Origin of the sequence: Paenibacillus glucanolyticus, from assembly GCF_037333485.1 — a bacterium.
Taxonomy (GTDB): domain Bacteria; phylum Bacillota; class Bacilli; order Paenibacillales; family Paenibacillaceae; genus Paenibacillus_AQ; species Paenibacillus_AQ glucanolyticus.
Window position 1 is genome coordinate 2,053,874 of record NZ_CP147845.1, and the last position, 23,717, is coordinate 2,077,590.

At 52.3% G+C, this 23,717-nt stretch carries 16 protein-coding genes; all 16 read left to right on the top strand.

Going from position 1 to position 23,717, the window contains the following annotated elements; all coding sequences use genetic code 11:
- Positions 1-51: 51 nt before the first annotated feature.
- The 16 genes from WDY75_RS09935 (at position 52) to WDY75_RS10010 (ending at position 23,630) form a co-directional block, all read left to right on the top strand.
- The gene (locus WDY75_RS09935) at positions 52-1,665 is read left to right on the top strand and encodes an RsmB/NOP family class I SAM-dependent RNA methyltransferase (protein WP_063480212.1); all 1,614 of its coding nucleotides are present in this window, start codon (positions 52-54) and stop codon (positions 1,663-1,665) included.
- Positions 1,662-2,423 (top strand): pseudouridine synthase, encoded by a 762-nt coding sequence (locus WDY75_RS09940; RefSeq protein ID WP_063480211.1) that lies wholly within the window; start codon positions 1,662-1,664, stop codon positions 2,421-2,423. Before WDY75_RS09935 ends, WDY75_RS09940 begins: the two co-directional genes overlap by 4 nt.
- A gap of 31 nt (positions 2,424-2,454) precedes the next feature.
- Positions 2,455-3,255: a Cof-type HAD-IIB family hydrolase gene (locus WDY75_RS09945; RefSeq protein WP_006211674.1), complete on the top strand. Its 801-nt coding sequence runs from the start codon at positions 2,455-2,457 to the stop codon at positions 3,253-3,255.
- A gap of 247 nt (positions 3,256-3,502) precedes the next feature.
- Entirely contained in the window at positions 3,503-4,720 is a 1,218-nt protein-coding gene (locus WDY75_RS09950) for an AraC family transcriptional regulator (protein ID WP_063480210.1), read from the top strand.
- Between the two features lie 48 nt (positions 4,721-4,768).
- Positions 4,769-5,833: an ABC transporter substrate-binding protein gene (locus tag WDY75_RS09955; protein ID WP_063480209.1), complete on the top strand. Its 1,065-nt coding sequence runs from the start codon at positions 4,769-4,771 to the stop codon at positions 5,831-5,833.
- 10 nt (positions 5,834-5,843) lie between these two features.
- The gene (locus WDY75_RS09960) at positions 5,844-6,686 is read left to right on the top strand and encodes an alpha/beta hydrolase (protein WP_063480208.1); all 843 of its coding nucleotides are present in this window, start codon (positions 5,844-5,846) and stop codon (positions 6,684-6,686) included.
- Positions 6,687-6,699: 13 nt separating this feature from the next.
- A complete protein-coding gene (locus WDY75_RS09965; RefSeq protein WP_063480207.1) occupies positions 6,700-7,485 on the top strand; it encodes a 2,3-dihydro-2,3-dihydroxybenzoate dehydrogenase in 786 nt (261 codons plus the stop codon).
- Between the two features lie 70 nt (positions 7,486-7,555).
- Complete coding sequence (gene dhbC, locus WDY75_RS09970; protein WP_063480206.1) at positions 7,556-8,800, top strand: isochorismate synthase DhbC; 1,245 nt, start codon at positions 7,556-7,558, stop codon at positions 8,798-8,800.
- A gap of 3 nt (positions 8,801-8,803) precedes the next feature.
- Positions 8,804-10,456 carry a (2,3-dihydroxybenzoyl)adenylate synthase gene (locus WDY75_RS09975; protein ID WP_063480205.1) on the top strand — a complete coding sequence of 551 codons (1,653 nt, stop codon included), beginning with the start codon at positions 8,804-8,806 and terminating at the stop codon, positions 10,454-10,456.
- 20 nt (positions 10,457-10,476) lie between these two features.
- On the top strand, positions 10,477-11,454 hold the full coding sequence (locus WDY75_RS09980; protein WP_063480204.1) for an isochorismatase family protein: 978 nt from the start codon (positions 10,477-10,479) through the stop codon (positions 11,452-11,454).
- A 15-nt stretch (positions 11,455-11,469) separates the two neighbouring features.
- Positions 11,470-18,699, top strand: a complete 7,230-nt coding sequence (locus tag WDY75_RS09985; protein WP_063480203.1) for an amino acid adenylation domain-containing protein — start codon at positions 11,470-11,472, stop codon at positions 18,697-18,699.
- Positions 18,683-18,910 carry an MbtH family protein gene (locus WDY75_RS09990; RefSeq protein WP_006211666.1) on the top strand — a complete coding sequence of 76 codons (228 nt, stop codon included), beginning with the start codon at positions 18,683-18,685 and terminating at the stop codon, positions 18,908-18,910. Before WDY75_RS09985 ends, WDY75_RS09990 begins: the two co-directional genes overlap by 17 nt.
- Positions 18,907-20,358, top strand: coding sequence for an MDR family MFS transporter (locus tag WDY75_RS09995; RefSeq protein WP_006211665.1), 1,452 nt, complete (start codon positions 18,907-18,909; stop codon positions 20,356-20,358). Before WDY75_RS09990 ends, WDY75_RS09995 begins: the two co-directional genes overlap by 4 nt.
- Before the next feature lie 675 nt (positions 20,359-21,033).
- Complete coding sequence (locus tag WDY75_RS10000) at positions 21,034-21,978, top strand: ring-cleaving dioxygenase (RefSeq protein WP_063480202.1); 945 nt, start codon at positions 21,034-21,036, stop codon at positions 21,976-21,978.
- A 15-nt stretch (positions 21,979-21,993) separates the two neighbouring features.
- On the top strand, positions 21,994-23,067 hold the full coding sequence (locus WDY75_RS10005; protein WP_036641633.1) for an LLM class flavin-dependent oxidoreductase: 1,074 nt from the start codon (positions 21,994-21,996) through the stop codon (positions 23,065-23,067).
- Positions 23,064-23,630, top strand: a complete 567-nt coding sequence (locus WDY75_RS10010) for an NADPH-dependent FMN reductase (RefSeq protein WP_063480201.1) — start codon at positions 23,064-23,066, stop codon at positions 23,628-23,630. The genes WDY75_RS10005 and WDY75_RS10010 overlap by 4 nt, the downstream gene beginning before the upstream one ends.
- Positions 23,631-23,717 lie beyond the last annotated feature (87 nt).

The following is a 23,717-nucleotide window of genomic DNA, read 5'->3' on the forward strand; positions in this document are numbered from 1 at the left end:
TGCGAAAATATCATTTAAACCGATACGATACAGAACAGGTAGGTACTTAGTATGGCATTACGTCTGCCTTCGCCGTTTCTGGCGAAGATGAAATCGCTGCTTGGCGAAAACTATGACAATTTTATGAAGTCGTATGAACAGCTTCCGTATGCAGGCATTCGGGTCAATACGCTGAAGATCAGCAGAGAGGAATTCCTGAAGGTATCGCCCTTTGAGCTGGAGCCCATTCCCTGGTGTTCTACCGGTTTTTATATTCGGGATGGGGAACGCCCGGGACGGCACCCTTACTATCATGCAGGGCTTTATTATATACAGGAGCCCAGCGCCATGGCGCCGGTTGAATTGCTGGGCGTTGCCCCTGGGGATATCGTGCTGGATCTGTGCGCAGCCCCTGGCGGCAAATCCACGCAAATTGCGGCCAAGCTGAAAGGGGAGGGAGTACTGGTCAGCAATGATCTTCATCCCGACCGGACGAAGGCGCTGGCCAAAAACCTGGAAATGTACGGCGTCCGGAACGCCGTCGTTCTTAATGAGGACCCGGAGCGGATTGCCGGGGCTTTCCCCCGATTTTTCACGAAAATATTAATTGATGCTCCCTGCTCCGGCGAAGGAATGTTCCGTAAAGACGAATCCATGCTGAAGTATTGGGAAGAATCGTCTCCCCTTAAATTTGCAGAGATGCAGCGGGAAATCTTGACGTCGGCTGCAAAAATGCTTACGCCTGGAGGTCGGCTCGTGTATTCCACCTGCACCTTCTCACCGGAGGAGAATGAGGGGATGATTGCGGAGTTTCTGAACAACCATCAGGATTTTCGCTTAGTCCCAGTGGAGCATTCGGACTATTTCTCCCCGGGTGAAACCAAGTGGCTGACAGGACAAGGGCACGTGGGGGACGACGTACTGATACAGCTGACCGGAACGGCCAGGTTGTGGCCGCATAAGGTGAAGGGTGAAGGGCATTTTATGGCTGTGCTTCAGCGGGAGCGCGAGCTGACTTCAGGGGATGACGAATCGAAACGGGCTGCCTTGATGCTGCAGGACCATTCGAACGACGGGACGCTTGCCGTCTCCTCCCGAACTGATAAACCGCGCGAGCGCAAAGGGAAACTGTCACTCCGGGAAGAAAAGATGGGGCAATCCGGGAAAAACAGCAAAAGCGGTAAAAGTGCTGCTCGTCAGCAGACATCACGCCGGGGCAGTGGGGATCGTCAGGCGGATTACATCTCAATCGATCCGTTTTATGACTTTATCCGCGAGCAGCTGCATGGAAGTCTGTCAGGATACCCTGTGTTGTATGGAAACCACGTGTATATATCTTCGCTGCCGGAAGATCGGCTGAAGCAACTGAAGGTGATCCGTCCTGGATGGTATATGGGACAACTGAAGAATGAACGGTTCGTGCCCGGTCATCCCCTGGCGACGGCGCTTCATCCGGAGGAGGCTGCAAGATATGTGAGTCTGTCCTCCGAGGACGGGGAAGCGGTACGTTATTTGAAAGGCGAAACCCTGTCGATCTCTGAGGAGCGCGTGGTATGCCGTCAGGGTGCTGAAGCTAAGGGTTATGTGTTAGTCTGTATAGACGGGTACTCAGCGGGATGGGGCAAATGGCAGGCAGGCATGCTGAAGAATGAGTATCCGGCAGGTTGGAGGTGGACATCGGTATGAGTACAAAGGGAAGAACAACGCAAAGATTGGACAAGGTGCTCTCTAATCTGGGTTTCGGCTCACGTGCCGAGCTGAAGAAAATGGCCAAACAAGGAAGCATTGTTGTTAATGGCACGGTGATGAAAGATCCCGGCAAACATGTTGATCCTTATACGGACATCATTGAGTTTGAGGGTGAGACCATTCAATACCGGGAATACGTGTATATAATGCTGCACAAACCTCCGGGTGTCGTTTCGGCAACAGAAGACCTTCGGGATCGAACGGTGCTGGATCTTCTGGACAAGGATTATCTTGTCTTCGAGCCGTTCCCGGTGGGCAGACTGGATAAGGATACGGAAGGACTGCTGCTGCTGACAAACGACGGTAAATTGGCCCATGAACTACTGTCACCGCGAAAGCATATCCCCAAAACCTATGAAGCGATTGTAGAAGGCCGCGTCGGGGAAGAAGATGCCCGGCTGTTTGCTGCGGGGGTCACCCTGGATGACGGGTATGCTACCATGCCAGCGGAGCTGGTGATCCATTCCTATGAGGAACGGGATGACGGAGTCATTCTGTCGCGCATCTCGCTGACGATTCATGAGGGAAAATTTCATCAGGTAAAGCGGATGTTCGAGGCGGTCGGCAAAAAGGTCGTGTATCTCAAAAGAGTCAGCATGGGTGAGCTTCGACTGGATAAAAGTCTCGAGATCGGGACATATCGGGAGCTGACCGAAGAAGAGCTGGCTTTGATTGGAAGAACAGCGTCATTATAGAGAAATAGATATTTAAAAGGATGGATGGAGAATGGCATACAAGTTGGTGGCACTGGATGTTGACGGAACGCTGCTGAACGATGATCATGAAATTACGGAAAAAACCAGAAACACCGTCATGGAAGCTGCAAAACAAGGGGTAGAAATTGTACTGTGCACAGGAAGAGGTCCGCTGAATTCGATTCCTTTTATGAAAAGTATGGGTCTTGGCGGTTATGTTATCAGTCATAACGGCGCGGCAACGGTCGAAGTGGAGACCCAGAAGATTGTGCATCAGTTCGGCATGGATCCCCTTCAGCTCGAGCCCTTCATGAAATACTGCCGTGAGCATGGCGTGCATTTTGACGTGAATACTGCATTTGAGATGTATGTGGACCAAGTGGAGGAGCTTGCTGGCCCTGTTCGGTTTATGTATGAAAACTACTTGATGCTGCCAAGCAACCTCCCGGCATGGGAGGAGCTGTCGGGCCCGGTGGTGAAACTTACGGCTTTCGGCGAGTCGGCCGATATGGACCGGGTTTACGGGGATTGGAGCAAGTGGAACCTCCCACTCAACATGCTGCGAAGCGGGGAGTTCTTTATCGATCTCATGCATCGTGATGCATCCAAAGGAAATGCGCTGAAGCAGCTGGCAGCCAATAGAGGTTATCAACAGGAAGAGGTGCTTGCCATCGGCAATTACTTTAATGATATCACGATGCTGACTTTTGCCGGGATGGGTATTGCGATGGATAATTCTCCTGTGGAAGTAAAGGCTGCTGCCAATGCGGTGACGACTTCAAATAACGAGGATGGCGTACACGAAGCGCTGGTAAAATACTGCTTGTCATAAATCGAATAGGCTAAACAATGAACCCCGCCACAGACACTTGAATCAAGTGCCTGTGGCGGGGTTTTTGTGTGGAATGGGTCTCTTCACAGAGTCCATTCGGAACCGAATGTCATGCATATCCTTCCAAATTTGGATTGACACCCTAATGTTGGCATGCTATTTTTATAAATGAAAATGATAATCATTATCAATTATTTCGAGATGGAGAATACATCTGTTCATCGATTTGATCCAAGGGAGGCTGCTCATGCGTACAGAAGAAGAGCTGAAAATAGAAGATTACATGTTGGATTCGGACCGGAATGGAAAAACCAGCCTGGTTGAGATTAAGGAATATATAGATCGTCATTATAACGAAGCGTTATCCATTTCCCAATTGGCGCAGATGGCTAATATTTGTCCTAAATATTTTGTGGATCTGTTCAAGAAGACCTTTGGTCAGACGACCATTGATTACTTGACCGATGTGCGTATTAATCACGCGAAGCGCCATTTGGTTGAATCCGACGATCGGCTAAGAGATATTGCGCTGAAGGTCGGTTATAAGGATGAATTCTACTTCAGTCGTAAATTCAAGAAGAAGGTGGGCATGTCCCCGACGGAGTATGTCAGAAGTTCAAGACAGCTGATTGCGGCCTGCTCTTCATCCATCATTGGGCAGCTGGTGGCACTGAATATCATACCCGCGGCCGCGCCTCTTGACGCCAAGTGGACCCCGTACTACTACAATGCCTACAACTCGGAGATCAAGTCCCGGCTGAAACTTACGTCCCCCTACCCGGATAGCCGATTCGAAGAGAATATCGAGCAGTTATTTCGCGCAAAGCCTGATGTCATTATCGGTATGGATCATCTTGGTCCAGACAATATCAGCAAGCTGAAGCATATTGCTCCTACCTTGATCGTTTCATCCCGTGCAGGATGGAGGGATCAGCTTAGGACAATCGCCGCTTTTTTGAGCAAAGAAGAACAGGGGGCATTATGGATCGAGCAGTATGAACAGAGAGTCCGGTATGCACGCTCGCAAATGCGGCAAGTGGTTGGAAAAGAGAAAGTCATCGCGCTGCGGATATACGGCTCGAATCTCTATATATATGGTAACCGGGGGCTTGGGGAAGTGCTGTATCAGGATTTGCAGCTGATTGCTCCCTGCGCTTTGGATGCCAACCATAATCAGCCGATTTCGCTGGATGATCTGCTGGAGTGCAATCCTGACCGGATCCTGATTGCGGTATGCCCTGAAGCCGCCTCTCGCCGCAGTTGGCTTGCGCTTCAGTATTCTGCCAAATGGCACAAACTCAGAGCCGTCGCTCAAGGTGGTGTATATATGATCTCGTCCGATCCCTGGTTTGAATATTCTGCGCTTGCGGTTACGAGAATGCTGGACGAGGCTCTGCTGCTGTTTACAGGAGATAGTCCAAATGGAGTTCTGGATAAAAGCCATGGTGAATCTTTTGCCACATAATATATACTCGACTTAATTGAGAATCATTATCACAGGAGGAGATTGATTGTGGCAAAACGTGTGAACCGTGTAGAGGGTAGTTGGAGAATCAAAATATCAGCACTTGTGTGCTGTGTACTCGTCATAGGCTTGCTGTCAGGCTGTGGGGGCGATTCCGGGACAGCGGATGGTGATCAGCAGGCAACAAAGAATGCAGCGACTGAAGTCTCTAATGCAGGAGAAGGCGGCGACAAATCGACAGAGGAAACGCAGACGCCTGATGAGGTGGCAGCTGCAGGGGAGGAACGGACGGTTACGGATGAACTTGGGCATGAAGTTAAAATTCCGGCCGACGTGAGTAAAGTATTCGCACCTAATATGGAGGATTCATTGTTGAAGCTGGGTGTGAAGCCTGTTGCACAGTGGGCTAACGGCAAGATCGGACATGCCTATTTGCTGGAGGAGCTGAATGGCATCCCTCTGATTGATTTTTCAGGAGGCTTGCCTTCACCGGAAGCGTTAATGTCCTATGAGCCGGATCTTATCGTACTGCATACAGAAACTTACGCAGCGGATGGAACTTATGAGAAATATGCCAAAATCGCGCCGACGTATGTGTTTAAGAATGCCTCCGGCAATGTTGAGAAGTCTCTGGCAACGCTGGGGGATCTGCTGGGGAAAGCTCCAGAGGCTGACGAAGCCCTGGCCAACTATAGGCAAAAAGCAAGCGAAGCGAAAGATAAGCTCAGTCAGGTGATTGGGGACAAGAAGGTTGCCATTATTCGTTTTGCACCTAGAGGTGTTAGTCTGATGGGCGGAAATTATCTGTGCGGGTTCGTTATCCATCAGGATCTGGGGCTTGGCAAGTCCAAGCTTGTCGAGAACGAAAATGCGGCTAACATCTCATTAGAGATCCTTCCTCAGCTGGATGCGGACTATGTTTTTGTAATTAACGCTTATGATCAAGGAACCGAGCGCATGAAGGAAATGACGGAAAGCCAGATCTGGAAGAGCATGCCTGCTGTCAAGAATGGGCAGGTGTATGAAGCAAATAACGCTTACTGGCTTGGAAGTGGCCTCATTGCATACGAGAAAATCGTAGACGATGTCGTTCGCTCCATTACGGGTCAATAGGGAGGGCATCATGAGCAATCCTATACTCCATCTGGATATGATGCGTCGCAGTGTCGAGCTGCCAAATGCAGAGCATTGGGTAAAACAGTCGAGTGCAGGGCATCGCCGCTATCGGATCATGGCCGCACAGCCGATGGGGCAGGCTCCTCCGGCAGGGTATCCAGTTATTTATTTGTTAGACGGTAACAGCGTGTTCCATACGATGGTCGAAACCCTGCGTCTACAGTGTCATCGGCCGGATAAAACGGGGATTCTGCCTGCTGTCATCGTCGGTATCGGTTATGACACGGAGGGGCAGTACGCTCCGGACCGGTTCTATGATTACACGCCTTTTCCCAATACGAAATTCAGGAACAAGTTTGATAGCAACTCGGTACCGGAACAGGGGGGAGCGGCTGAATTCCTGCAATTTATGGAGGAGGACGTGAAGCCGCAGATCGAAAGCGAGTTTAACATTGACCGTAATCGCCAGGCGATATTCGGCCATTCACTTGGCGGATTGTTCACGCTGTATGCCATGTTCAGCAAACCGCAGGCATTCAGATATTACATTGCAGGGAGTCCTTCCATTCATTGGAATCAGGAGTATCTGCGTGAGATGGAACAGTGCTTTACCGAGCGTGTGAAGGAAGATCCGCTCCAGGTGCGGCTGATGCTTGGCGCGGGGGAACTGGAGAGGTCTCATGTGACTGGCAATTGCATAAGCGCTTGTCAGCTCGCAGAACGCTTGGCTCTTCTGTCAGGATACGGCATCCATGCTGAATTTAAGGAGTTTGAGAGCGAAGGGCATCTCTCCGTGCTGCCGGTCCTCATAAGCAGAGCCTTGAGGTTTGCGCTCAATCCGGATGACTAAGGAGTTGAATGATATGGAGTATGCAGGTATCCGAGGAAAAGTGGCACTCGTGACCGGGGCTGCCCAAGGTATTGGGGAAGCGGTGGCAAGAGCTCTCGCTCAGCAAGGAGCCATTGTGGCGGCTTGCGATCAGAAGGAGGCTGAGCTGATCAGCCTCGCCGCTGATTTAAGCCAATCGGATGCGCTAGCAGCCGCTTATCAAGTCGATGTCGGTCACAGCGCCGATGTCGAAGCCGCTGTTGAGCGAATCGAGAGCGAGCTTGGTCCGATTGATATTCTCGTTAATGTCGCGGGTGTGCTGCGAATCGGCGGGATTGATTCACTGGATGACGAGGATTGGCAGACGCATTTTAACGTCAATACAAACGGCGTGTTCTACACGTCGCGTTCCGTTGTGCGGCGTATGGCGAGACGCAATAGAGGGGCTATCATAACGGTCGGATCGAATGCGTCCAAAGTTCCGCGTGCACAGATGTCTGCCTATGCTTCCTCCAAGGCAGCATCGACCATGTTCACGAAATGTCTGGCACTCGAATATGCCCGTCATCACATCCGATGCAATGTCGTTTCTCCCGGCTCTGCCGATACAGAGATGCAGCGTTTGTTATGGAGGGGCGGTCAAGGGGCAGAGTCTGTCATTGAGGGTTCGCTTGAATCCTTTCGTGTCGGCATACCGCTGGGCAAAATCGCACTTCCTTCCGATATTGCGGATGCTATTCTGTTTCTGGTATCCGATCAGGCAGGACATATTACGATGCAGGATTTGTGCGTAGATGGCGGTGCGATTTTGGGCTGCTGAGGATTCTCGGAATGTACGAGATTCCAAATAAAAAAATATGGGTAGGCTCATAAGCAGAGAGGAGACTGTAATGTTACGCTATGATGCTCCAACAGCAGCCGAGGCTGCGAAACTTATGGAACTATATCGGTCGGGTTCGTCTTTCTTCTTCTCATCGCCGCGCAAGACGTTATTAACGCATGGAGAGTATTCGAGGCTGTCGATCCCCTCGGGAAACGACAACAGGTCGCTGCCGGAACGTGTAGCGGAGCTGCTGGGAGCAGCGAAGCAAGCGGGACGAACGGAAGCCGTGGTTGTAGGTGCCATCCCTTTTAACACATTGCAACCGGCAAACCTGTTTATCCCCCTTACAGCACAGTGGTATGACTCACTTCAATTCACAACGGGAGAAGCGCCCGAAAGACCGCAAATTTCCGGTTATGAAGTACAGCCTGTTCCGGGACCCACGCAATTCAAGCAAGGCGTGGACCGTGTGCTGGAGCTGATCCGGCAAGATGTACTCCAGAAAGCCGTGCTTTCCCGAACATTATACATCCATCTTCCCCAGGCCTTGCAAATTCCTCAAATCTTGTATCACTTAGCATATTATCACGCTCATGGTTATACCTTTGCGGTTCCATTGCTGCCGGAATTATCGCTCTCCACCAGTCCTGATGCCATTGCATCGACACGAACGCTATTCGGTGCAAGTCCCGAGCTGCTCGTTACGAAGAAGGGGCTCCGGATTCAAGCTAATCCATTGGCCGGCTCTGCAGCGCGCAGTGAGGATCCGGTTGAAGATGAGCGGCGGGCGGCGGCGCTGCTGTCCTCCGCGAAGGACAGATACGAACATGCGGTTGTCATTGATGCGGTGGCAGCTGCTTTACAGCCTTATTGCAGCAAGCTGGACGTTCCCCCAGGCCCTTCGCTTATACAGACGAAGGCCATGTGGCATCTGTCTACTGAAATCAACGGCGTGCTGAAGGATGATGCGGTGACGTCACTGGATCTTGCCCTGGCAATGCATCCGACACCAGCGATATGCGGTACGCCCAGCGATGCGGCCCGGAATGTCATTCAAGAGATCGAGCCGTTTGATCGCGGCTTCTATTCGGGAGCCGTGGGCTGGTTGGATGCAAACGGGGACGGAGAGTGGGCTGTCACGATTCGCTGTGCGGAAACGGAAGGGCAATTCATGCGGGTATTTGCGGGGGCCGGCATTGTGACAGGCTCAGATGCAGATGCAGAGCTGGCCGAGACGTCAGCTAAATTCCGCACGATCCTGGCTGCTATGGGCTTGAACGAACAACAACCGATGACTCTGAAGGAGGAATAAGCCATGTTGGCAGGATGGAGGGCTTGGCCTGAGGAATTTGCGAACCGTTATCGCGCGGAAGGATGCTGGCAGGGAGAAACCTTCGGACAGCTGCTGCGGAAGCGGGCCGCAGCAGACGGGGAACGGATCGCAGTCGTGAGCGGTGATCAGCGGATCAGTTATGCGGAGCTGGACCATCGAGTGGACCGTTTGGCTGCCGGTTTTCTTAAACTCGGAATTAAGGCCGAGGATCGAATTATCGTTCAGCTCCCGAATATAGCGCAATTTTTCGATACGATATTCGCGCTGTTCCGGATCGGGGCGCTGCCCGTCTTTGCTTTGCCTGTTCATCGCAGGAGCGAAATCGTCTATTTATGCGGGTTCAGCGAGGCGGCTGCCTATATCATTACAGACAAGGACTCGGGATTTGATTACCGGGAATTAGCGTCTCAAGTCCAAGCATCGGTCCCATCGCTTCGTCATGTCATCGTGGCAGGCGACCCGGGTTCGGGGGCATTTACCTCCCTGGACGATTTGTATATAGATGCCGTGAACGAAGTGTACGACCGGTTAGACGCGCAGGGTCCTGATTCTGGCGACGTTGCATTCTTGCAGCTGTCGGGAGGAACGACCGGGCTTCCAAAGCTCATTCCGCGCACGCATGACGATTATATATACAGCCTGCGCGTTAGTGCGGAAGTATGTGCTCTCCATAAGGAGAGCGTCTACTTGGCCGTACTTCCGGCCGCCCATAATTTTCCGCTCAGCTCGCCGGGCGTGCTGGGGACATTGTATGCGGGAGGTTGCGTGGTGCTTGCCCGTTCAGCCAGTCCCGATGTCGCATTTCCTCTAATAAGATCAGAGGCAGTGACGATTACGGCTGTCGTTCCGCCACTGGCCTTGATCTGGCTTGAGGCGGCTCAATCCCGTCATTATGATCTGTCTCATCTGCAGGTGCTGCAGGTTGGCGGGGCCAAATTCAGTGCCGAGGCAGCCAAGCGGGTGAAAAGGGTCCTGGGCTGCACGTTACAGCAAGTATACGGAATGGCGGAAGGCTTGGTGAATTATACCAGGCTGGATGATCCTGAAGAAATCACGGTGAATACACAGGGGCGACCGATGTCGCCGTTCGATGAAGTGCGGTTGGTCGATGAGGATGATGTTGAGGTACCTCCAGGTGAGGTAGGGGAGCTGCTGACACGAGGACCCTATACCATTCGCGGTTATTATAAAGCGGATAAACATAATGAGAGGGCATTTACGTCAGACGGCTTTTATCGCACGGGCGATCTTGCAAGCATGACGCCTTCCGGTTACTTGGTGATTGAAGGCCGTTCGAAGGATCAAATTAACCGTGGAGGCGATAAAGTAGCGGCAGAGGAGGTTGAGAATCATCTGCTTGCCCATCCGAACGTGCACGACGCAGCTGTGGTAGCCATGCCGGACGAGTTTCTTGGCGAGCGGACCTGTGCTTTTGTGATCGTGCATGATCCTGCCATCAGCGGCAATGAGCTGAAGGCTTTTCTTAGAAAAAGAGGGCTGGCTGCATATAAAATCCCCGATCGGGTGGAGTTTATGGAATCCTTCCCCCACACCGGGGTAGGCAAAGTGAGCAAAAAGAGTCTGCGTGAACTTGCGGCACAACAGCAGGATGAACGGGTGAATGTTTCAAAATAAACGAGAAAAGAGGAGATAGGATGGCACTTCCTAAGATATTACCTTATCCAATGCCTGTGGAGACAGATTTACCCAAGAACAAGGTGACGTGGACGGTGGACCCGAGTCGTGCCGTGCTGCTCATCCACGATATGCAGCAATATTTCGTTGATGCATTTACACCTGATCAATCTCCTGTTGTGGAGTTGATCGCCAATATTCAGAAGCTGCGTCTTTACTGTACAGAGCTGGAGATTCCGGTTATCTATTCCGCACAGCCTGGCGGCCAGGCACCCGAGCAGCGCGGCCTGCTGCAGGATTTCTGGGGGTCCGGCATCGATGACGGACCCTATCAGAAAAAGTTCGTTGATGCGGTTGCGCCTGCTGAACAAGATATGCTCCTAACCAAATGGAGATACAGCGCATTCCAAAAAACGAATTTGCTGGAGATTTTGCGCGAGCAAGGGAGAGACCAGTTGATGATATGCGGCATCTATGCGCATATTGGCTGCTTGTTGACTGCCAGCGAGGCCTTCATGAAGGATATTCAGCCCTTCTTCATTGCGGATGCGCTTGCGGATTTCTCGGAAGAGAAGCATCATCTGGCGCTTACCTACGCTGCAGAACGATGCGCTGTAACACTGACGACGGAACACCTTGTCACCTCGCTGACCCAAGCATACAGGCCCGAGCCTGAGGGGGTTGGATCGTTCGGCGGAGGAATGGATGAAAGGGCTGCTGTGGAAGAACAACCCCCGCTGACACTGCAAAGACTTCGAGATGAAGTAGCAGCCCTATTACAGGAGCAGTCGGCTAATCTGGGCGAAACCGACAATCTGATCGAATACTGGGGACTGGATTCCATTCGAATTATGAGTTTGACCGAGCGTTTGCGTCGCGACGGCATCGATATCAGCTTTGTGGAATTAGCTGAACATCCCACACTGGCCGATTGGCGGAAGCTGCTCTCAATCAAGATGAGTGTGTCGCCGCCTAATTATGATTACTATACGGTATAGAGGGAGGGGATTTATATGCTTGAGGAGAAGAGGGGGCGCTGTTCTCTGTCCGGAGCTCAGCTGGGTATTTGGTTTGCGCAGCAGCTTGATCCAGACAACCCGATATTCAACACAGCGGAATGCATTGAGATACGCGGACCTGTAGATCAGACTCTATTCGAAACGGCTGTACGACAAGCGGTGGGGGAGGCGGAAGCCTTACACGTTCGCTTCGGTGAAGATGCGGACGGTCCTTGGCAGTATATCGTTCCTTCCCCGGAGTGGCAGCTTCAGGTTATCGATGTCAGCGGGCAGGATGACCCGGTTCATGCTGCCCAATGTTGGATGGAGCACGATCTTGCCCAGGTTGTAGATCTGAGCCGAGGGCCGTTGTTCACGGAGGCACTGCTCAAGCTGGCATCCGATCGCTACTATTGGTATCAGCGCATTCATCATATCGTGATCGACGGTTTCGGCGTATCGCTGCTGTTAAAAAAAGTTGCCCAGGTTTATACGGCATTAGCAGGCGGTGGTTATTCTGAACCAGCTGCTTTTGGCCCATTTCGTACGATCCTGGAAGAAGATACGGCTTATCGCATGTCCCAACAGGTCGAGGCGGATCGTCAGTTCTGGCTGAAGCGCTTTGCTGATGAACCGGAGGTTGTCAGTTTAGGCGGCCACGCCCAGCGGTCTGCACGGAGCTTCCTGCGCCGATCTGCGCAGCTTCCCGAATCTGCGCTGCATCGCTGGCAGTCAACCGCCCAAGCAACAGGGACAAGCTGGCCGGACGTCGTTGCAGCTGCAGCGGCTCTGTACGTACATCGTATAACAGGGGCAAATGAGGTTGTGCTTGGCTTGCCGGTCATGTGTCGACTAGGCTCAGCCTCGATCCGTGTTCCAGGCATGATGATGAATTTGCTGCCGCTTCGCGTGTTTGTACGGCCCGATATGAGTCTGATGGAGCTGCTGCAGCAGGTCGCAGCAGAGATTCGCGACATCAAGCGTCATCAACGCTACAGGCATCAGGACATTCGACGTGATCTTAAGCTGCTGGCGGATAACCGCAGGCTGTTCGGGCCGATGGTGAATGTGATGCCCTTTGTAGAGGAATTAAATTTTGGAGGATACGGCGGCAGCGTCCGCAATCTTGGCTCCGGTCCCGTGGATGATCTGTCATTGAACGTGTATGGTAGCATGGATGGGAACGGGCTGAGGATGGATATGGATGCCAATCCGTCCATTTACAGCGAAGAGGAGTTAGAGTCCCATTTACACCGCTATTTGTATCTGCTTGATAGTCTTGCAGACGCTGAACCGGCTGATCCTGTCGGAGGCTTGTCGATTATCCTGCCAGAAGAACGGGACAGAGTGCTCCTGGAGTGGAATACAGCGCGTCCATTACCGAGGCTAAGTGTACCGGAATTGTTCGAAATGCAGGCCGCACGCACTCCGAAGGCGGAGGCGGTCGTATGTGAAGCGTTAACGCTTCGTTACGAGGAGCTGAACAGGGACGCTAATCGCCTGGCTCATATGCTTATTGCTCGCGGTGTAGGTCCTGACCGAATCGTTGCCCTATCGCTGCCGCGTTCTCTGGATATGGTTGTTGCGATTCTGGCTGTGCATAAGGCCGGAGCGGCCTATTTGCCGATAGATCCGGATTATCCGTCCGAACGGATCGCTTACATGCTTGAAGATGCGAAGCCGATGTGTCTGATTACGGCACAGGAGCTGGCTGAGGATTTTGGCAAAATGATAAGAACAGAAGCTATTGTAGAGCTGGATGCACCGGCCACCCTCCATGATCTGGAGCGGCAGGCCGTTCATAATCCCGGAGATGACGACCGCATTAGCTCGCTGTTGCCGCTTCACCCTTCCTACGTCATCTACACCTCCGGTTCGACAGGGCGCCCGAAAGGGGTGATGCTCACTTTTGAAGGACTTGCCAATCTACTTCTGGATATGCAGGAGCGCATTGAGATCGGTGAACAGGATCGCCTCCTGTCGGTTACTACCATTTCCTTCGATATCTCGGTGATGGAGGTGCTCCTGCCGCTGACATGCGGCTCGACACTCGACATTGTCATGAGGGATACCATTCTCGACGCACCGGCTCTTATTCGCAGAATCCATGAGACGGGCGCTACCATTATGCAGGCTACTCCGACGTTATGGCAGTCGATTGTTGCTTGCCGTCCCGGGAAGTTTAAGGGGCTGAAAGTCATTACAGGCGGCGAAGCTCTGCCGGTTGGACTTAAGCTTGCGCTTCAGGAACTGAACTGCGAAGTGAATAATCAGTATGGCCCGACCGAAACGACGATTTATTCAACGGCTGCCAAGCTTGACCATGAACGCGAGAAGCCATCCATAGGGGGGGCGATCTGGAACACGAGGTTATATGTGCTCGATACGTCACTCTCTCCGGCACCTCCTGGCGTAGCTGGCGAGCTGTATATTGCAGGTTCCGGACTGGGCCGGGGCTACCTGGGCCGACCCGACCTGACCGCAGAACGGTTTGTGGCCGATCCCTTCGGTCCACCCGGATCCCGAATGTATAGAACAGGCGACCTCGCCAGATGGCTGCCGAACGGCTGGATTGATTATTTGGGGCGTGCCGATCATCAGATCAAGCTGCGCGGATTCCGTATCGAGACCGGAGAGATTGAGTCTGTGCTTGTCACTCATCCGGATGTGGAGCAGGCTGCCGTCATCGTTCGCGAGGATCGTGCAGGTGATCGCCGGCTTGTCGCTTACATCGTACCGGCATTATCAGCTTCATCTGGTTTGATAGATACGGCAGAACTGCGGCGCTACGCCTCCCTGAAACTGGCCGAATATATGGTGCCGTCTGTCATCGTAAGACTTGAGACCATGCCGTTAACTCCGAATAAGAAGGTGGATCGTAAAGCGCTGCCTGTGCCCGATCATCATGCGGCGATTGGCCGTATGCCGCGAACTCCGCAAGAGGAAATGCTCTGCAGAATTTTTGCTGAGGTGCTTGGCTTGCCCCGGGTAACGATAGATGATGATTTCTTCGCGCTTGGCGGTCACTCCTTGCTTGCCGGTAGGGTGATGGTTCGTGTCCGCGAGGCTTTCGGCGTAGAGCTGAGCATCGGAAGTTTGTTTGAAGCTTCAACAGCAGCGAGTCTGGTGAAGCGGTTTGACCATGCACAAGAGGCAAGACATGCGGTTCGCCCGGCTGAGCGGTCAGAGCGTCTCCCGCTGTCGTTTGCCCAGCAGCGATTATGGTTCCTGTATCGACTGGAGGGGCCAAGCCCAACCTATAATATTCCGCTTGTGGCTCGCCTGTCGGGTACGCTGGATCTGGATGCATTGAAGTCGGCACTGGGGGATGTAGCCGCTCGGCATGAATCGCTGCGTACGATATACCCGGATGATCTGGGTGCTTCATATCAGTTTATCTTAGCCTTTGAGGAGGCAAGGCCTGAGCTGATTGTATCCGAAATAAGCGAAGCAGACCTGCCTGAGCGGTTAGCTGAGGCTGTCCGATACCGTTTCGAGTTAGCAAGCGAGATTTCCTTGCGCGTAGAGTTATTCAAGCTGGGTGATGATGAATATGTGCTTCTGCTGCTGCTGCATCATATTGCAGGAGATGGCTGGTCGTTAACCCCGTTAACACGGGATCTGTCCCACGCCTATGCGGCACGGTGCCAGAGGAGTACCCCTGGGTTGCCTCCGCTTCCAGTTCAATATGCAGACTATGCGATCTGGCAGGAAGAGCTGCTTGGCAGCTCGGGAGACGAGAGCAGTCTGATCAATCGCCAGCTGGATTATTGGAGAGGTGCACTTCGCGGCTTGCCGGAGCAATTGGATCTGCCAACCGATTATCCAAGACCGGCAGTGGCCAGTTATCAAGGAGGAAGCGTGTCGTTTCCGATTACGCGCGAGCTGCATCAACAGTTAAATGCGCTGGGGCAGAACAACAGGGCTACTTTATTTATGATATTTCAGTCTGCCATGGCGGCACTGTTCACCAACCTCGGCGCGGGAACGGACATCCCGATTGGCAGTCCCGTCTCGGGCCGGAACGACGACAATTTGGACAACCTGATCGGCTTCTTCATTAATACGCTTGTGTTTCGTGTCGATACCTCAGATGATCCGTCATTCACTGAACTGCTGCAACGCGTACGGGAGATGAGCCTGGCTGCGTTCGAGCATCAGGACGTGCCGTTCGAACGCCTAGTAGAGGCACTGAACCCACCGCGTTCCCGGGCGCGGCACCCGCTCTTCCAGGTGATGCTGGTTCTGCAGAATACACCAGAAGCCTCGCTTGATCTGCCTGGAATTACGTCCAGCTTGCAGCTGCAAAGCGTGGGTACGGCGAAGTTTGACTTAACGTTCGAGTTGACCGAGCGCCGGGATGCAAACGGCGAGCCTGACGGATTGGACGGATGGATCGAATTCAGCACAGACTTGTTCAAACATAGTTCTGTGGAAGCGATGGCGGAACGGTTTGTGCGTGTGTTGGAGAGTGCTGTCATTGAACCAAGTAAATCAATCAGCAAACTTGATATTTTGACTGGACAAGAACGTGAGGAAATGAGACAGCAGTGGAGCACTCCGCTGCCTGTCTCGAAGCAGGCTACCATACCCCAGCAGTTTGAAGCACAGGTAGGCCGCTCGCCTCTTTCGACAGCCATCGTCTGTGATGGCGAATCGCTGAGTTATGAGGAGCTGAACGAGCGTGCGAACCAGCTTGCTCATATGTTAATCGCGTCAGGTGTCGGTACGGAACAGATTGTGGCTCTGGCACTCCCGCGTTCTATCGAAATGGTGATTGGTATTCTGGCTGCACTCAAGGCGGGAGCCGCATATCTGCCGCTGGATCCGGAATATCCGGCGGATCGACTGGCTTATATGATGGAGCATGCTTCTCCAGTATGTCTCCTGGCAAGTGTTCAGGTGATGGATCAGCTCCCGAATTCAGCAAGTGTGCAGCGTATCGTAATCGATGAGCCTGAGCAGGCTCTGCGACTGCAGCGCTATTCCAAGCAGAATCCAAGCGATCTTGAGCGACACCGGCCGCTTATGCCGCAAAGTGCGGCCTACATCATCTATACATCCGGATCTACGGGCAAGCCCAAGGGTGTGCTTGTACCGCATCAGAATGTCATCCGGTTATTTACGTCTACTGAGCATTGGTTTCATTTTGATGAGACGGATGTGTGGACTTTGTTCCACTCCTATGCCTTTGATTTCTCGGTATGGGAAATATGGGGACCGTTGTTGTACGGCGGGCGACTTGTAGTTGTTCCCCATACGATCAGCAGGTCGCCGGATGAAATGCTAAGCTTGCTGTCCCAAGAAGGCGTAACGGTGCTGAACCAGACTCCATCGGCGTTCTATCAATTGATACAGGCGGATCGGGAGCAACCGGAGACGGGAAGGAATTTGGCGCTAAGGTACGTTGTATTCGGCGGCGAGGCTTTGGAGCTTGGGCGGCTGGACGACTGGTACCAGCTTCATGCTGATGATGCCCCGCGCCTTGTTAATATGTACGGCATAACGGAGACGACCGTTCATGTCAGCTATTTGGAGCTGAACCGATATAGCGCGATGCCGGGAGCTAGCAGCCTCATCGGAGAATCCATCCCGGATCTTCGGGTATATGTGCTGGATTCCAAACTCCAGCCCGTTCCGTATGGCGTAACCGGCGAGATGTACGTCGCGGGGGCGGGGCTGGCACGTGGTTATTGGGGGCGTCCCGACTTGACAGCCGATCGGTTTGTTGCAGATCCTTATGGTCCCCCAGGTACGAGAATGTATCGGACCGGAGATTTGGCGAAGCGATTTGCCGATGGCACACTGGATTACTTGGGACGTTCTGATCATCAGGTCAAAATACGCGGCTTCCGCATTGAGTTAGGGGAAATTGAATCGGTTCTGATACGCCATGCTGACGTCGCCCAGGTTGCCGTTATCGTGCGTGAAGATCAGCCCGGAGATAAACGGCTTGTCGCCTATGTCGTCAGCCATTCCAATGAGACGTCCTCGGGTGCAGAGCTGCGCCGTTATGCCGCTTCCCTGCTACCTGACTATATGGTTCCGTGGGCGATCCTATTTATGGACAAGCTGCCGCTTACGCCCAACGGCAAGCTGGATCGCAAGGGGCTGCCAGCCCCGGATATAACGTCTGATGCAGACGGTCGTAATCCGAGAACTCCGCAGGAAGAAGTGTTATGCGAGTTGTTTGCCGAAATATTGGGTGCCAAGAGGGTTGGCATTGACGACAGCTTCTTTGAGCTCGGCGGCCATTCCTTGCTGGCCGTTCGATTGATCAGCCGCGTTCGTGAAGCGCTGGGGAAAGAATTAAGCATTGCAGCTTTGTTCGAAGCGCCCACGGTTGCGGGTCTTGTTGACAAGCTCGAGATGGGTGGCGGGAACAGCGCGCTGCAGGTCGTTCTTCCGCTTCGGACACACGGTAATCAAATCCCGCTGTTCTGTGTGCATCCGGCCGGGGGATTGAGCTGGTGTTACGCCGGCTTGATGAAGCATCTTGGCATGAACTATCCGATTTACGGCTTGCAGGCAAGGGGGATCGCCCAAGCGGAGGAGCTGCCGCAATCTTTGGAAGAGATGACGGCAGATTATATCCGCCACATACGTTCCATTCAACCAACGGGACCTTACCGGCTGCTTGGCTGGTCCTTAGGCGGTAACGTCGCTCAGTCCATTGCGGTACAGCTGCAGGAAGCGGGCGAAGACATCGAGTTACTCGCCATACTGGACGCTTATCCCAGTCATTATTTGCCGATCAAGGATGATCCCGATGAAGACGAGGCTTTGACCGCGCTGCTCGCTCTTGGCGGTTTTGACAGGGAAAGTATTGAGGAGGGGCTCGGCGACACGCCATTAACCATTGCGACGGCGCTTGAATTATTGCGTAACGAGAGCAGTGCACTGGCATCCCTTGAAGAAGAAACGATGATGAATCTGAAAACGACCTATGAGAATTCGGTTCAATTGTTGAAGGCCTACGTTCCGAAGCGATTCGAGGGGGATATGTTATTCTTCCATTCCACCATCATTCCCGATTGGTTCGATCCCATTGATCCGGAGATGTGGAACCCTTATGTGGGCGGAGTGATCGAGCGGCATGATATCGAATGCCGGCATAAGGATTTATGCCAGCCGGGTCCGCTTGATTATATCGGCAAGTGTATTCTAGGCAAGCTGGAGGCAGCTGCACATCAAAAGCAGACAACTGATGACGGGAGGGAGCTAATTTATGACAAATCCTTTTGAACAAGCCGATGGCAAATATGTCGTATTGATGAATCATGAGGGACAATATTCGCTTTGGCCGGCTTTTGCTGCTATTCCGGATGGCTGGACTCAAGCGCTGGGGCTTAGCACACGAGAAGAGTGCATGACCTACATCAACGAAAACTGGGTCGATTTACGGCCGCGGAGTTTATATGCGAATGCCGGATCGGCACCGGAAAACAGGCCATGAGCCGTTGGATGAATCCGAAAAAGGTATTATGCATCGTCTATGTGGCAGCGATGTTTGTTGTTGCTATGGACGCTACCGTACTGAACGTTGCACTTCAGACGATCAGTCAGGAGCTTGATGTACCGCCAGCGGCTTCGGGTATTCTGAACGTCGGTTACTTGGTCAGCCTCGCCATCGTTCTGCCGATGGCGGGCTGGCTTGGCGACAAGTGGGGGACGAAGCGGACGTTTCTGCTGGCGCTGGCCATATTTACCGGAGCGTCCGCATTATGCAGTTTTGCCGACAGCTTAACGTCCCTGACGTTATTCAGGGTAATTCAAGGCATCGGCGGAGGTTTACTGACACCGGTCGGCATGGCGATGCTGTTCCGTACATTTCCTCCGCAGGAGCGTGCAAAAGTCTCCCGTTCACTCATTCTGCCGATTGCAATAGCACCAGCTATCGGACCGATTGTGAGCGGTTTGATGGTTGAGCATTTTACTTGGCGGTGGATCTTCTATGTGAACTTGCCAATTGGAATTCCAGCGCTATTGTTCGGGCTGTTCTGGTTGAAGGAACATAAAGAACCGAATGCGGGCAGATTGGACGTACCCGGTTTTCTTCTGTCCGCGCCGGGTCTTGCGCTGCTTATGTACGCGCTCAGCCAGGGACCGCTTCATGGATGGAATGCCCCGCGGGTATGGATCGCAGGACTGGCAGGCATGATATTGCTTGCTGCATTGGTCAAGGTAGAACTGAGCGTCAAGCAGCCGCTGCTGGATCTGCGACTGCTTGGCAACCGCTTGTTCCGAACGACGGGCTTCATTGCGATGTGCGCTTCCGCAGGGCTGCTGGGCATGCTGTATGTATTCCCTTTAATGTATCAGAACGCATTGCATGTCTCAGCGCTGGAAACGGGGCTGACCACGTTCCCTGAAGCCATCGGTCTCATGATTGCCTCACAGCTCGTGCCCTGGACGTATCCCAGGCTTGGTCCGAGACGCGTCATTATCATGGGACTCTTGGCAACGTCGCTTATCCTCATCCTGCTCAGCATGGTGGACGCAAACACAAATCCGTGGTTTATCCGCTGCTTGCTGTTTGGCGTGGGCATTTTCCTGGGCCAAACCGTCGGATCTGTACAGATTGCTGCCTTCGCTACCATTCCGCCAACCTCAATGGGGCGGGCTTCGACTTGGTTCACCGTGCAGAACAGGCTGGGCCCTGCAATCGGCTTGGCTGTGCTGTCTGGCATCCTGGCGGCTGTCGGTACGGGAAGTGTGAACGCAGCAGGGGACATGGAGCCGAATCTGATGGCTTACCGGGCGGCATTGCTTGGAGCAGCAGGATTCCTGCTCATCGGTGTCGGTTTTGCGTGCTGGATTCGGGATTCGGATGCCGCGGCTACGATTCGCAAGCCCGTTGCTTCGAAGCCGGTGAAAGAACAGGCATCTCCGGTTGAAAGTTAAAACAAGATAAAAGTATTTTAGGGTTAGTGATGTTAAGCTCGAGCAGATCGTGTGCAAATGTTAATGATGAGAGCGGCCTTGGTAAGTTGGACAAGGTGGCTTTTTATCATTTATTGTACATCGTATGGACTTCTCCTCATCCGCACGATGCGTGGTTTTGGGGCATGCTTGGATGGCTGTCGACCATTGTTACTCTTTCGATTCAAGAGATAAGATCAGCAAGCTATATGCATAAAATCTTTAATTAAAGATTCTCTGACTTGACTTATAATCAGTTAACTGATAAATTGATAATAAGATAAAGCAACAGCAGCATGGAGGAGGGATGGGATGATATGGCGATGAACTTGATGACTCGGGGAAATCGGTTACGATTTTTTCTATCCGCCCAGAACGCAGCTAAAGCTTGCAGAAGCGGTAATCCATGCCCAAGGTAGGCATGAGCTGGATTAGAAATTGCATATCCCTTAACCTCATGAAAGCTCGGATACTGACTAAAGAATAAACCGTATACAAACAGTGGAATACGAAAATCATATGTTATCAATGTGAAAATTAAATCGTCCTAATATGCGCCATGACGCCGTGGCGGGGCGTTATAGATCGGTATTGTAATGAATATATATTTTTTTACAAGATCACTTAATTAGTTAATTGAAAGAGGTGGGAATTGTTATGCATCACATTCCAGGGCATCATCATATATCCATGCTCACGAAGAACGCTCCGTTAAATCATGAGTTTTATCATAAGAAATTGGGTTTGCGCAGAGTAAAGAAGACTGTCAATCAGGACAATCCTTCCATGTACCATTTGTTTTATGGGGATTTAACGGGAAGTGCCGGGACCGAGCTATCTTTCTTCGAAATGCCTGCTGCAGGCAGAACGGTCCGCGGCACCAATGCGATTACGCAAATCGGGCTGCTTGTTCCCTCCTCAGATAGTCTGAAGTATTGGAAACAGCGGTTTGAACAATATGAAGTTACCCATGGTGACATGACCGAGTACGCAGGCAGAGAAGCACTTCCATTCGAGGATCCGGAAGGACTTCGCCTCATTCTTATTAACCATGACGGTGCCGAGGTACCGGCTGGTTGGGCGGCCTGGAAAGATTCCACGGTTGAACAGGAGCACCGCATTCTGGGAATGGGTCCGGTTGAGATGACCGTACGCAATCTCGGAAAAATGGCGGCAACACTCACGGAAGTTCTTGGATATACCGAAGTTTCACGTTCGGAACATGAAGCGATATACCAGTCCGTTGAAGGGCAGGCGCTTGGTGAGATTGTAGTTAAGCAGCAGGATGGGCCAAGCGAAAGACCAGGACGGGGCAGCGTACACCATCTGGCGATCCGTGTAAACAACGAGGAGGAGCTCGCTTATTGGAATGAGGCTGTCATAGAACGGGGGTTCCAGTCGACGGGAATCATCGACCGCTTTTATTTCAAGAGTCTGTATTTTCGCGAAGCGAACGGCATCTTATTTGAAATCGCGACGGACGGACCGGGCTTCACAGCAGATTCCAGCGTAGAAGAGCTGGGCAAGCGGCTGGACCTGCCGCCATTCTTAGAGGGCAAACGTGCTGAAATTGAAGCAAAACTGACACCATTAGATTCATAAAGGAGGCACCACATCATGAAAGAATATCGTATTGATCCGGATAAAGGACTCGAAATCGGCATTTATTCCATCGGTGAGCATATGATCAATCCGCTGACCGGAACCCGCATTAGCGCTGAACAACGTATACATGAACTCATCGAGGCAGCGAAGCTGGCGGATGAAGCTGGATTGGACGTAGTTGCGGTAGGGGAAAGCCATCAGACTTATTTCACCACGCAAGCACATACGGTCATACTGGGCGCGATTGCCCAGGCAACAAAGAATATAAAAATCGCAAGCTCGGCCACGGTGCTGAGCACATCGGATCCGGTGCGTGTGTACGAGGATTTTGCTACGCTTGACCTGATCTCGAAGGGTCGTGCCGAAATTGTAGCCGGCCGCGGTTCACGCGTCGGGGCTTACAGCCTGCTAGGTTATGACGTGCGTGATTACGAGGAATTGTTTGAGGAAAAGATGGAGCTTCTGCTCAAAATCAATGCGGAAGAAACCGTAACCTGGGAGGGGCAGTTCCGTGCGCCGCTGAACCATGCGGCTATACTTCCGCAGCCTCAATCCGGAAGATTGCCGATCTGGCGCGCCGTCGGAGGACCGCCCGCGAGTGCAATCAAAGCAGGTTATGCCGGGGTTCCGATGATGCTGACCACGCTGGGCGGCCCGGCCAGGAACTTTAAGCTTGCGGTTGATGCGTACCGTGAAGCGCTGCAGCGCAGCGGATATGACCCTGCTCTGCTTCCGATAGCAACCACCGGCTTGTTATATACGGCAGAGAACTCGCAGGATGCGCTTCGTGAATACTATCCGCATATTAATTCCGGCATGATGGCGCTCAAAGGCGGCGGTTATCCGAAGCAGCAATTCGCCCAGTCAACGGATCACCGCGATGCGCTGATGATCGGGAGTCCGCAGCAGATCATTGAGAAAATGCTCTATCAACATGAGCTGTACGGACAACAGCGCTTCTTGGCGCAGATCGACTTTGGCGGACTGCCATTTGATAAAATCGCCAAAAACATTGAGCTTATTGCTACGGTCATAGCACCGGCGATCCGAAAGCATACGGCTAAAACAAAGGAGAATATCGGATGAAAATCGTAGGAATCGCCGGCTCGAACGTCGGCACCAAAACCAAAACGGCGATGGACTATACTTTGAATGCAGCCCGCGCTCAATATCCGAATGCCGAGATTACTTTGCTGGATTTGGAGGAATACACCATCGTGTTTGGGGATGGAAGGGATTATCGCGAGTATGATGGAGATACGAAATATGTGGCCGAAACGATTATGGAGGCAGACGCAATCATCATCGGAACGCCTACTTTCCAAGCTTCGATTCCGGCAACGCTTAAAAATATCTTTGACTTATTGCCAGTGAACGCATTTCGCGGCAAGGTGGTCAGCATGCTGGCGACAGCAGGATCAGCCCGGCATTTTCTGATGATAGAACAGCAGTTAAAGCCAATTCTGTCTTATATGAAGGCACATATCGTACCAACCTACGTGTTTATCGAGGAAAAGGATTTTCACCGCAATGAGATCGTAAATGACGATATTCTCTTTCGGATTGATCGGCTGGTGGAAGATACGGTAATGCATCTGAACGTGCTGACAGCCATTCAGGAAGCCAAAGATGCAGCCTATGATTTTTGATAAGATGAAGACACACAATAGATAAGGTAAGATGAACAAGGGGTTATCCTCTGCGTAATTGCAGAAAGGATAACCCCTTTGTTGGTG